The following is a 12,936-nucleotide window of genomic DNA, read 5'->3' as shown; positions in this document are numbered from 1 at the left end:
CTGGTAAAGGGGAGGAGGCGCCGGCAAACCGCGCCTCCTGTTGCGGTCAGAGCGAACCGTCGGCGGCTGCCTTCATGTAGGTCTCCGTGAAGCGCAGCTTCACATTGCCGCTGTCGCCCAGAACCTTGCCGTCGGGCATTTCGATGCCAATGACGTCGGCAGACGGCGCGCCATTGCCGAGAAGGCCCTTCTCGAAGAGGAAGTTGCGTACCAGATCCATGGTCTTCGGCAGGTTGGGCGAGGCGGTGAAGGCAACGGCGTCAGCCGGTTTGTCGAAGAGCTTGGTAGCGGCAAGCTGGGTTTCGAAACCGGCCAGATCGGTGCCGGATGCCGAGCCCATCGCCTCGCGGGCTGCCTTGCCTTCCGCGGTATCGGCGCGCAGTAAGGCGGCCGTCTCATACCAGATGCCGGCAAGCGCCTTGCCGAAATTCGGATTGTCTTTCAGCACGCCGCTATTGGCGACCATCAGGTCGATGATCTCGCCCGGCACCTGTGAGCTGTCGAAGACCTCCCTGGCGGTCGGATCTTCCAGGATGGTTGACACCAGCGGGTTCCAGGTGACGACGGCGGTGACATCGGGCGTCTTGTAGGCGGCAACCATGTCGGCATCGGACGTGTTGACCACCTTCACGTCGCGCTCCGTCAGCTTGACGCCTTCGAGTGCGCGGGCAAGCAGGTAGTGCGAGACGGAGAATTCAACGAGGTTGACGTTCTGGCCCTTGATATCGGCAAGGCTTGCCTTGTCCTTCAGGATGACCGCGTCATTGCCGTTCGAGAAGTCGCCGACGATGACGGCGGTTGTATCGACGCCGCCGGCGGCCGGGATCGACAGTCCGTCCATATTGGTTAGCGTCACGGCATCAAAGGCGCCCGCCGTGTACTGGTTCATCGACTCCACGTAGTCGTTGAACTGCGTGACATCGATCTTGATACCGTACTTGTCGGCCCATTTCTTGACGATGCCGTGATCGGCGGCATAGCCCCACGGCATCCAGCCGACATAGATAGACCACGCCACGTTGAATTCGGTTTTCTGCGCGGCCTTGGCGATGGAGCCAAATCCCAGCGCCAACGAAGCGGAGAGGGCGGTGATGGAAAGGATCTTCGAAAAAGTCTGCATTGAAATTCCCCTTTTGCTTTTCTTCAAAAGGGATCGGCAATGACCATCGTGCCGCCAATCCCTTGGCTTACGAGGTCTCCCGGGCTTTTGTCCCGCCGTGCACCCGACGGGATTTCTCCCCCGCCGACGGCAGCTCTCGGACCAGCACGCTCTTGAAGCGCCGGAACCCTAGCCACCAACTCACCATTTTCGAAGCAAGAGATGTGCCAAATTATAAATTATTGATTTTTATCACTTCTGGGCCCAGGGCTATTCACGACTGTGTACACTCGGCGGCAAATGCCTAATGTTTGAGCAAGAATTGGCCAGCGCCGCGCATCTTATTCATCTGCAGTGATAAGCGAGTCACTGCCGTGCCGTCGGGCTGCTTTTTTCGCTGTCGCGAAGTTCAACTTTTGGTGTCACTAAGCCTAATGAGGCGTTTGTTTGATCGTGCCAAAGGGTCGCAACATGCTTAGAAGATTATTGATTCTCGCTGCAATAATAATTCTCTCTTCTTTGATCGGCGGGGGCATATATCGTTACGGCTGCATCAACCGCGTCGTCGAGCGCGACGTTCTGGCTGAGGCGAAGCAAGCTTATCTCTACGGGCTGATTGGAAGAAAACGAGCAACTGCAGGCGACCTGACTTTTGTCAAATGTGGGCCACCCGCAGAGATCGCAGACTACTTTTATGGCATTCCTGTAGGGACGCAGTGGTGTGTCTTCTGCGCTCATATCAAAGAAGAAAATATCCTCGCTTCCGAAGAGTTCAGGATGATGTCCCAGGGAGTGGTGTAGCTCGTTCGATTGTCGAGCTTTCCGGTCAAGGCCGGGAGCAGGTCAACTTGCGGCAGGCAAGTTGATGAGCGGATCATCACTCATTGTGGCGATCGTCTCAAGTGTCATGTAGCGCGAGCGCTGAACAGCCCACTCATCATTTTGCTCCAGCAGGAGAGCGCCGACGAGTCTGACGATGGCATCGTCGTTTGGAAAGATGCCGACCACCTCGGTCCTTCGCTTGATTTCTCCATTCAATCGCTCAATCGGGTTCGTGCTGTGCAGCTTGGTCCAGTGCTGCTTAGGAAAGGTCATGTATGCGAGGACATCTTCCTCGGCGCTGTCCATAAGGCCGGCGAGTTTCGCCACTTTCGGCCTGATCTGATCGGCGACGTTGCGCCACTGTTGGCTGGCGGCTTCCGGCGTGTCTTGGGCAAAGGCCGTTGCAATGAAGGCTGAGACCACGCGTCGGCCGCTCTTGCCGGCATGAGCCAATGCATTGCGCATGAAGTGGACCCTGCAGCGCTGCCAGGTTGCTGAGAGAACCTTCGACACGGCGGCCTTGATGCCTTCGTGTGCGTCGGAGACGACCAGCTTGACGCCGCGCAGACCGCGCCGGGTCAGCTTGCGCAAGAACTCCGTCCAGATCGGCTCGGCTTCAGAGGTGCCGATTTCCATGCCAAGAACCTCGCGGCGGCCGTCGGTGTTGACGCCCACAGCGATGATAACAGCGACAGACACAATACGGCCGCCGCGCCGGACTTTAAGATAGGTCGCATCGATCCAAAGGTATGGCCAGTCGCCTTCAATCGGACGCTCAAGGAAGGCCTTGACCTTATCATCGATCTCTTCGCAAAGCCGAGATACCTGGCTCTTGGAGATACCACTCATGCCCATTGCCTTGACCAGATCGTCCACCGAACGGGTCGAGACGCCTTGGATGTAAGCCTCCTGGATCACCGCGGTCAAAGCCTTCTCGGCCATCCGGCGCGGCTCCAAAAAGCTCGGAAAGTAACTGCCGGTGCGAAGCTTTGGAATCCGTAGTTCGACGGTGCCAGCTCGGGTCTCCCAGTCGCGATCGCGATATCCGTTACGCTGAGCAAGTCGAAAGTCATTCTTCTCGCCGTAGGCCGCACCGGTCTTCGCGCCAACCTCCAGCTCCATCAACTTCTCGGCCGCAAAGCCAATCATCTCGCGCAGCAAATCCGCATCAGCGCTCTTCTCAACAAGCGACCGCAGGTCCATCATGTCATTGGTCATCGGTGGTCTTTCCATCAGGTTGTGCTTGAACAACCCAACCCTACCGGAAAAAGCCGATGACCACCGCTATCGAGCTACACCACCTCTCGGGACGTCACCGAGTTCAGCATCAACAAGTGCAGGATGACCACTAACTGGACGTACGTCGATGAGGGCTTTCCGAAGCCTCTCCAAAATTCCGGCTACGGCAACTTACTCTAAGACTAGGCGATGGTGGGCTGGGACCGATATGAAACGACGGGTATTTCTCATTCCGTCGCTGCTCGCAGCAGGATTCTTGCCGGCGAAGGCCGACGCCATGCCGCCCGACCCGCCTTCGATCCTGGAGCGGCTCAAGATCAAGCATTTATATTCGCTCGCCGGGTACCGGTCCCATTCGAGCCATAGCTCCCACAGCTCCCATTCCAGCCACAGATCGGGCAGCGGCGGCGGCTATCTGCCGAGTACGTCCTACGCCAGCCCATCCTAAAGCGATCCTTCGCCAGCTCCCGCGCCACGCTATGCCGCCCCGACTTATTCGCCACCAGCCGCGCGGACGCTCGTTCCCGACCCTGCTCCCGCCGCTCCGCGACAGGTGGCGCCCGCCAAAACTCTTCCGGGCAATTCAAACAAATTCAGGCAGGTCGTCATTCAGGTGCAATCAGGGCTGACGGCTTAGGGCTAGTATGCCGGCGCCCTGACCGGAGTCGTCGACGCGGACACGCGCGCGGCGCTGAGCCAGATGCAGCAGGACAACAATCTCAAGGTCACGGGCACGATTACGACCGAAGTGCTGGATGCATTCGGCATTGCGGTGCAGTAGCCCGGACGTCGCGGTCGGTCTCTATTGTCTCGGCGAGTATCGAAAGTTTTTCACCGTCCACAAGCGCGCCAGGAAGGATCAATCGCGCGATCCCCTCGGGGCAACCTCTGGTGAAGAAGTATTTCTAATGTCCTGCTGGGTGGTAGGAACGACGACTACGCTGTGTATAATATAGTTCGACCGATGTCTCTGGGTGCCCACCGCCTAGCTTTGTGCAACGGCCTAGGCCGCGAATTCCGATGGCAAGAATATCCAGGTAACCAACAGGATATCCCAGAGCATCGTTTTCTCTCAGCAATGGTCATTGACAGTAGACGCAACCAAGAAATATTCATTCCAAGATTGTTTATTTTTGTTGACTCGCCACCTGCGTGAATGTTCAAAACAGCAAAATAGTATAGAAGGACACATCAGCGTTTTGCAGTTGCATCGGCGTTCCAGCCAGGCGCTTACAAGAATTTTGAAAGCTCAATGAAGCGCCTGGACCTATTCAGACTGCGACGAGAGAGGACGGACTTTCAACACAATTTCGATGCTTCGAAGAGACTGATCCCTCAAGGAAAATACATCGCATCGGCCAAGTTCACGACTCTCATGAACTGCACCATATTCAGAAAGTAGATTGATGATTGAAGAGCTCTTGCAAGGAAGGATTGTAGAAGAAATAAGCTTGGAGTTTGAAGCAAATTCAGACGCGATGGACTTCGTTTTGTCCAACAATTGCTTCGATCTAGTCCTCAGTTATAAATTCGAAAAACTCGGACACGTCAAAACTAGAGCGTTCATCTTCAAGAACATTTACAGATACATTTATGGGAGAGAGAGTCGCCGAATGAGAATACCTTCATACGGGCGGGGCGTCATACGAAGAATCGAGGTCGATAAAAAACTATTGGATTCGTTCTTTGCGCACACTCCATTAGGCGACGAGCAGGTATTCACATATGTCGTTGATGTACTTGGCGCGGGAGTAATAGCCGTGTTCTCAGGCGACGAAGTCGCTGAGGTTGCGCCTGAGACTTATTCTTCTGTTAAATTTTTCGACTAGGAATGCGTGAGCCCGATGACAGATTTTATTGATTCACTCAATGATACGATGAGGCAAAACAAAGAGCGCGCTCAGGCTCTGGCCTTAAATAGGATCGCGGAGCTGAGCTTGGAGCGCCAAAGCGGGCAGATGGGCCTGCTCAATTATACGTTCCAAAACTTCTTCGCCATGAGACAGCTTTCGTCAGCGAATGGGATGTTCGGAAGCGTCGGTGAGTTTGGCAGAGCCTTTGCAATGGAAGCCATCCGATCACTTCAGGCGCTTGGTCCTGCTAGGGGAGAAGGTCTTGTTCCGGGACGATTCTACGCGCAGTCATGGTACAGCGAAAACTTAAGTCGGGAAGGCGTTGGATCGTTTCGCCGGGCGGGCGTAGAGGTAAGGACCGTTACTGAACTCTCTCAAGCCATTAGAAGCGGAGCGCTGAAGCCGAGCGACGTGCCAATTGAGGTGTATACGTTAAACGGCACGACCTACGTGCTCAATACCCGGTCCATGCAGGCACTGATTGACGCTGGCGTAAATCCCTACGAGATACAATTCAACAATGTTACTGGAATCGAAGGAGCCTTCGAACGACTGCAGACGCAATTAGGGAGGGCTGACAATTCGAGCGCTCCCTACTTCCGGCCCATTCCTAAGGCAGATTTTGAGGCCGGCGTAAGCACCTATGGTAATGCGGGGCAATTACTGCCTTTGGGCGTTCCAACCTTGCCATCGATACAATCGCCGACCTCGATTTCTCCGGCTACACCACTAGATTCGGATTCCGTACCACCGGTAAATCCCATCAGCTTTACTCCCCCTACTGTCACCCCCATTGTCCCCACTCCTGCTCCCGCTCCAGTCGTCCAAAATGCTCAGGGGTGGGCTGGCTTTGACGGGCGTGCCCAGTATGATTTTGGCGGCTCGTCCGGCTGGGGTGGCTCAGTCAACGACGGCGGTCACGGCTCAGCGTCTGGCGATTATTCCAGTGGCGGTAGCTACTCCTCTTGGAGTGGTGGCCGCACCTACTCGCCCAACAGCGGCGGATATTCGTCGATTGGAGGCCACAAATCAACACCTTCATCCGGTCCGAGTGGCCTGCGAGATAATCAGGATACTCGCAATTATGGGACGTGGGGTGGCAGTAGCCTAAGCGGCGCATCAAGAAGCACTGAAGGAAAGACGACTGGCGGCCTGCGCGACAACCGGGACAATGGGAATTATGGTGGTCGTTGGGGACAGGCGGGTGCGCCAATTCTCCTTGACCTCTCGGGCAATGGCCTTGACGTTGACGACCTATCGTCTTCCTCGAAGTTCCTCGATCTCGACGGCAACGGTTATGCGACACGGACGGCCTGGGCTGGCCAGGGCACAGGCGTTCTGGTTCTGGACGCCGACGGCGACGGCAGGATCAGCCGTTCCAGCGAGTTCGCGTTCACCGAATGGGACGCAACCGCCAAGACCGACTTCGAGGCGCTGAAGCATGTCTTCGACACCAATGGCAACGGCAAGCTGGATGCGGGCGACGCGCGCTGGTCGGAGTTTCGGGTCGAGGTCAATGGCCAGTTGGTGACGCTGGACAGCCTTGGCATCACCTCGATCGACCTGACGCCGACGGGGAGCGGCCAGAGCTTCGCCGACGGTTCGGCGATATCAGGCACGACGACGTTCACGCGTAGCGATGGGACTACCGGGATTGCCGGTGACGCTGTGCTGGCCGCCGACGGCAACAAATACATCGTCCGCACGACAAGCACGGCACAGGCCGACGGTTCGGTCGCGAAGGACATTCTCGGTTATAACGCGGACGGCAGCCTTGCCTTCCACGAGGTCGTGACGACAAGTGCCGACGGCAACTTGGTTACCACGCAATTCGACGACGACGGCAACGGCACCTTCGACCGCTCGCAGACAATCGCAACGTCGGTCGCCGCCGACAACACTCGCAGCAAGGTGGTCTCCAACTTCAATGCCGATGGCTCGCTGGCGAACCGGACAACATTGGTGACCAGCGCCGACTTGAAGACTGCGACGACGGCACTCGACCAGGACGGCGATGGCGTCACCGACGAACGCCAGCTCTTCGTCAAGCATGCCGACGGCTCGTCGACGACGACGACCGAGACGCTGAGCCTCAACGGCACGGTGCAGCAGCAGGTGGTGGTCGAGGCGACAGCCGACGGTCTTTCCAAGACCAGCACCATCGACATCAACGGAGACGGTGCAAACGACCTGGTCGTCTCGGAGACGACGACTGTTGTGGCCGCCGACGGCAGCCGCACGAAGATGGTCGACACCAAGGCGATCAACGGCACGTTGCTCTCTCAGACGGTGACGACGACGAGCGCCGACAACAGGACGATCACCATCGCCGACGACGAGGACGGCAACGGCACGGTCGACACCCGCTCGGTGACGGTGACGACGATCGCCGCCTCGGGCGACATCACCGCCGAGACAACTGTACGCAATGGCGACGGCTCCTTGCGGAGCAAGTCGACCACGGTAACCAGCGCCAATGGCCTGTCGAAGACAGTCTCCTCCGACGTGACCGGTGACGGCAACATCGACGTCGTCGACAGCGACATCACCGTTGTATCGGCCGACGGAACGCGGACCCAGACGGTGCAGCAGGTCAGCGGCAACAACACGCTGCTGTCGAGGACGGTCACAACGACGAGCGCCGACTTGAAGACAATCAGCATTGCAACGGATGCAAACGGCGACGCCGCGAATGACAGCTTCACCAGCATCACCGTTGCCGCCGACGGCACGACAACCAGGACCGCGAGTACCCTCAATCCCGACAGCTCGCTAGTTAGCAAGACCACCGCCGTCACCTCGGCCGACGGCCTGTCGAAGACCACGACGGTTGATGCCGACGGCAATGGCAATGCCGATCGTATCGTCAGCGACGTCATAACCGGCAATGCCGACGGCAGCCGTACCGAGACGGTGACGGTCAAGAGCTATAACGGCACGGTGCTTTCGAAGACCGTGATGACGACATCGGCCGACAGCCTGTCGCAGACTGTGCGGGCCGATTTGAACGGCGACGGCACGGTCGACCAGATTGCGTCAGATATCATCACGCTCGGCGCGGACGGTACGCGGACCGAGACGGTCAGCGTCAGAAGCGCCAACGAGACGCTACAGCAGCAGACCACCACTGTCGTCAGCGCCGACCGGCAAACGACCACGGTGGCGACGGATGCGGATGGTGACGGCCATCTTGACAGCCGTGAGGTCAGGACGGCGTTCGCCGACGGCCACACCGAGACTGTTCGCACCGACTATGCCGCCAACGGTACGGTGCTGGCGACGCGGACGGATACGGTCAGTGCCGATGGCCTGACCAAGACCTCCAGCCTTGACATCAATGGCGGCGGCACCGACCGGATGATCTCCGACCTGACCGTGCTTGGCACCAACGGCAGCCGAACCGAGACGATCTCGCTATCGTCGAGCAATGGCAAGCTTCTCGACCGGAAGACGATCGTCACCTCGGGCAACGGCCTTTCCGTCACGACAACCGAAGATGTCAACGGCGACGGCACCATCGATCTGAAGACAACTGAAATCTCAACGCTGAACGCCGACGGCTCGGTAAACACGGCTGTTTCTCACTATCGCGGCACAACGCGTATCGATCGAACATCGACGACCACCAGCGCCAACGGCCTGTCCACGTCGACGGTCGTCTATGCCGATGGTGATGCCACGATCGACAGACGTGGAACGTCCACGCGCACGCTCAATGCGGACGGCTCGACGCAGACGGTCGAGGTGACCCGCGCGGGCGACAACACGCTAATTTCGAAGGCGACAACGACTATCAGCGCCGACGGCAAGACAGCCACCAAGACGTTTGACCTTGACGGCAATGCTTCGACCGATGTCCAAGAGAAGATCGCAGTCAACGCCGCCGGGGAAACGACGGATACGGTCGAGACCTACAAAGCGGACAAGACACTTGCCAGCCGCGCGGTGACCTCGACCACTACCAACGGCCTTTCCAAAACCGTAAGCTCCGACCTCGATGGCGACAACACCTTCGACAAGGTCGTCACCGATACGACAACGCTCAACGCGAATGGCAGCCAGACGCGAGTCGTCTCCGAGTCCGCGGGCAATGTGCTGACCTCGAAGTCGACGCTGACGGCAAGCGGCGACGGTCTGACGAAGACGGCCGCCTGGGAAGATGGCTCCGGCACGGTCCGCTCGATGAGCGACGTGACGGTGCTCAACGCCGATGGCAGCACGATAGAGACGCTCTCCTATTTCAAGGCCAACAACGCTCTGGAAAGCCGCACGGTCACCACGGTCGCGGCCCATGGACTGTCAACCAAGGTGGAGAGCGACCTTGATGGCGACAACACGTTCGACCAGCGCTCGGTCACAACCAAGCAGGCGGATGGTTCTGTCAAGCAGGTCCTCGCCGACCTGACGACCGGCGGCATCGTCACCGACACGAAGACGGTCACCGTCTCGGCCGATGGCCTAACGCGCACCGTCGACTACGATACCGACGGCAATGGCACGGCGGACAACAAAACCACCGATATCACCACGCTCAATGCCGACGGCAGCAAAACCACGACGGCCGAGGAGCGGGTCGGTGGCGCGCTCAAGAGCAGAATGGTCGTCGACACCTCGGCCGACGGGCTGTCGGTGACGACCAAATGGGATACGACAGGTGCCGGCAGCAGCTTCGACAAGAGCCAGACCGATGTGACGGTGCTGAATGCCGATGGCTCGCGCACACGCACCATCAGCCTCTTCAATGGGACAACGCTTGCCGGCCGCCACTTGATCACCACCTCGGCCAACGGCTTCTCAATCACCGAGCAGTGGGACCTGACCGGCTCGGGCACTTATGGACAGACCGCCACCGACGTGACGGTGCTCAACGCTAATGGCACGACGACGCGCACCGTCACATCAAGCAAGACGGATGGCACGCTGATCTCGAAGACGATCACTGCAACGGATGCGAGCGGCAGGGTCGTCGCTTCCAGCGACGAGCGTCCGGGCTTCGGCAATCAGAGCCGCGCCGACACGCGCGAGGTGCTGGCCGACGGCACGATCCGCCAGACAGCAACGACCTCGGACAGCAGCGGTCATCTACTCGACAGGACAGTCACCACGACAAGCGCTGACAAGCTGACGGTAACGGTCGAGCGCGACGCCAATGGCGACGGCATCATCGATCAGCGCCAGCAGAGCGTCACGGCGAACTCTGGTATCCTCACCTCGACGACAACGGACTTCAATGCTGACGGCACCACTGTTCGAGACCGCTCGGTGCGGACGGTGTCGGCCGACGGCCGCCACACCACGATCACCTGGGACTATGACGGCAACGGCAGCAACGAGCGCCAGCGCCAGATAGACGATGTCGGCCATGCCGACGGCAGCCGCACGACGGTGACGACGGATACCGATCTTGCAACCGGCACGCTGGCGGCAAAGACAACGACCATCGTCTCTGCCGATGGTCGCGCCGTCACGACAAGCAAGGACGTCAACGGCGACGGCACCATCGATCAGGTCGAGACCGTCACGATAGATGCGACGGGAGCGACGAAGACCGTCGTCACCAACAATGCCACCGCCCGCAACGCCGCCTACCTGACGGCGGGTGGCATTTACTGGACGCAGGCGATTGCCGCGACATCGCAGACCACGACATCGATCGACCGCCGCAGCAAGACCATCCGTTACGACTACGACGGCGACGGCGTCTTCGACGTGACGATGCAACAGGTGCGGCAGGTCGGCGGCTCCATCGTCACCACGGTGACCGAAACCACCGCCGCAGGGGCGATCGTGGCGACGGGAACGATCTCCACCAGCGCCGACGGTCTCGTCACCAAGCTCTCCAAAGACACCGGCAACAACGGCACCGTCGACCATACCGAGACGGCGGTCACGCATGCAGATGGATCGGTGACGCTGACCAAGGCTGACTTCAACGCCGCAGGCTCGTTGACCCAGACAGTCGTCGATACTGTCAACGCGCTTGGATCGCTCACCAGACGCCTGACCTCGGACGGGCAGGGACGCAAGACATCCCAGGTCGACATTGCCGCCGACGGCAGCTCGGTGACAACGGCTTATGATGCGGCAAGCGGTCAGACGCTGAGCGTCACCCACGCCAGCAAGGCGGGCCTACTGACATCTGCAACGCTCTACGACCCGTTGAATGCACAAGCCTGGACCAGGGTCGAACAGCAGTTCGATGCTCAGGGCAAGAAAACAGTCGAAATCCAGTACAAGGATGATGGCACTCGCGCCGAAATCACCTTCACCTCCACAGGGGCGCAAACGCAGATCAAGTTCTACAGCGCCGCGAGTGTGCTGACCGGCACGACGGACTTCGACACCGCCAACGCCAACACTTGGGCGAAGATCGACAAGACCTTCAACGCGGCTGGCCAGTTGACAGTCCAGGTCACCACCAATGATGACGGCACCAAAGTGCAGGTCAACTACGATCCAGCCAACACAGCCACTTGGTCGACCTACAAGCAGACCTTCAATACCGCCGGCCAGCTGACCTTCATCGACCAGACCAACGACAACGGCACCCACAACACCGTCACTTATGACGTTGCGAATGCTGGAAGCTGGTCGCGCTACGAGCAGTACATCGACAGTGCCGGACGTGTGCTTAACCAGACGAACTTCAACGACAACGGCACATGGGACGTCTACAGCTACGACCCGACCAACACGGTGACTTGGTCGACATACGTCCAGAGCTTCAACACGGCCGGACAGCTTACCGTCGTGACGCAGTATAACGACAACGGCACCCGGTACGGGGTCCAATACGATCCCACCAACGTAGCGGATTGGGCGATCCTCGAATACTCCTGGGACGCCGCCGGTCGCCAGACCAATCAGGTCAACCATTACGACGATGGCAGGATGTGGTACTACACTTGGGATGTCGTCAACGCTCAGACTTGGTCCTACGTCCTCGTGATGCAGGATGCCGCGGCTCGGACGACCACCCAAATCAACTATTACGACAATGGGACGCGGACGGAATATGCGTACGATCCCGCCAATGCGCAAAACTGGTCGAACATCGTTTCCAATTACAATGCCGCTGGGCAAATGACGGATCAGACGATCACCTACGATGGTGGGAACATCGCGCAGGTCCTGTACGACTACAACAACAGCAAGTCGTGGACACGATACGTGTATCAGATGACTAGCCACAGAATGATTACTTCCGCAACATCATACAACGATGACGGGACTTGGACGAATTACCACTACACTGCCGGTACGATGGACGCGTGGTACAGATATAGGGATGGCGTTCTCATCGACAAATGGGTGCGCTGGACAAAGACTCCTGTGTTGGTGGATTTAGACGGCGACGGTCATATCGACCTACGACCCCTTGATCCTAATAGTCTTTCAGGCGAATCGTCGCCCAGCTTTGACTGGGACGGTGACGCTGCTAGGGACAACACCGCATGGGCGGGGTCGGATGATGGTTTCCTTGCAATCGATCTTGGCTCGAACGGCGCAGCTGGTTCGGACGGCTTGATTAATCAGTCACGGGAGTTGGCCTTTACCGACTGGGTTACGCCGGAGCAGATCGCCGAAAACGGCGGCTCCGTCTCCGACCTTGACGCCCTGCGGCTCGTCTTCGACACCAACCACGACAACATTCTCGACGCCAGCGACGATCGTTGGAGCGAGTTCCGGGTCTGGCGCGACGCCAACCAGAACGGCATCACGGATGCGGGCGAGCTGATGACCATGTCGGAGGCAGGCATCAAGCTCGTCAACCTGCTGCACACGCCGGAGGGATCGCAGGCCTTTGCTGACGGGTCAGCCATCACGGGCACAGCGACGTACGAAACGGTCAACGGCGAGAAGCTTCTCGTCGCCGACGCCTCGCTTGCCTATCGGGCCGCCTGATGGCCATCGAGACCAATG

Annotated in this window: 5 protein-coding genes, 1 pseudogene and 1 riboswitch; of the genes and pseudogenes, 4 read left to right on the top strand and 2 right to left on the bottom strand. The window is 58.7% G+C overall.

The window, feature by feature from the left end:
* Positions 1 to 46: 46 nt before the first annotated feature.
* On the bottom strand, positions 47 to 1,120 hold the full coding sequence (locus tag PMI09_RS08410; RefSeq protein WP_007791136.1) for a putative urea ABC transporter substrate-binding protein: 1,074 nt from the start codon (positions 1,118 to 1,120) through the stop codon (positions 47 to 49).
* 74 nt (positions 1,121 to 1,194) lie between these two features.
* A riboswitch (guanidine-I (ykkC/yxkD leader) is annotated at positions 1,195 to 1,303 on the bottom strand.
* 267 nt (positions 1,304 to 1,570) lie between these two features.
* On the opposite strand from PMI09_RS08410, the gene PMI09_RS08405 reads away from it, so the two are divergent.
* Positions 1,571 to 1,900 carry a hypothetical protein gene (locus tag PMI09_RS08405; RefSeq protein ID WP_007791132.1) on the top strand — a complete coding sequence of 110 codons (330 nt, stop codon included), beginning with the start codon at positions 1,571 to 1,573 and terminating at the stop codon, positions 1,898 to 1,900.
* 42 nt (positions 1,901 to 1,942) lie between these two features.
* On the opposite strand, the gene PMI09_RS08400 is transcribed toward PMI09_RS08405, so the two are convergent.
* A complete protein-coding gene (locus PMI09_RS08400; RefSeq protein ID WP_007791130.1) occupies positions 1,943 to 3,139 on the bottom strand; it encodes an IS256 family transposase in 1,197 nt (398 codons plus the stop codon).
* 229 nt (positions 3,140 to 3,368) lie between these two features.
* On the opposite strand from PMI09_RS08400, the pseudogene hxsA reads away from it, so the two are divergent.
* From hxsA to PMI09_RS08385, 3 genes and pseudogenes are all read left to right on the top strand, one after another.
* Positions 3,369 to 3,941 (top strand): annotated as a pseudogene (hxsA, locus tag PMI09_RS08395) (His-Xaa-Ser repeat protein HxsA).
* Between the two features lie 625 nt (positions 3,942 to 4,566).
* A complete protein-coding gene (locus tag PMI09_RS08390) occupies positions 4,567 to 4,989 on the top strand; it encodes a hypothetical protein (protein WP_007791123.1) in 423 nt (140 codons plus the stop codon).
* Positions 4,990 to 5,004: 15 nt separating this feature from the next.
* Positions 5,005 to 12,918: a hypothetical protein gene (locus PMI09_RS08385; RefSeq protein WP_007791119.1), complete on the top strand. Its 7,914-nt coding sequence runs from the start codon at positions 5,005 to 5,007 to the stop codon at positions 12,916 to 12,918.
* Positions 12,919 to 12,936: the final 18 nt, after the last annotated feature.

Origin of the sequence: Rhizobium sp. CF122 (assembly GCF_000282035.1) — a bacterium.
Taxonomy (GTDB): Bacteria; Pseudomonadota; Alphaproteobacteria; order Rhizobiales; family Rhizobiaceae; genus Rhizobium.
The sequence above is the reverse complement of the archived record's forward strand: the minus strand, read 5'-3'. Positions and strand labels throughout refer to the sequence as shown.

Coding starts and splice junctions, on each gene's coding strand:
- PMI09_RS08410 (WP_007791136.1), bottom strand. CDS start 1,120: ATGCAGACTTTTTCGAAGATCCTTTCCATCACCGCCCTCTCCGCTTCG.
- PMI09_RS08405 (WP_007791132.1), top strand. CDS start 1,571: ATGCTTAGAAGATTATTGATTCTCGCTGCAATAATAATTCTCTCTTCT.
- PMI09_RS08400 (WP_007791130.1), bottom strand. CDS start 3,139: ATGACCAATGACATGATGGACCTGCGGTCGCTTGTTGAGAAGAGCGCT.
- PMI09_RS08390 (WP_007791123.1), top strand. CDS start 4,567: ATGATTGAAGAGCTCTTGCAAGGAAGGATTGTAGAAGAAATAAGCTTG.
- PMI09_RS08385 (WP_007791119.1), top strand. CDS start 5,005: ATGACAGATTTTATTGATTCACTCAATGATACGATGAGGCAAAACAAA.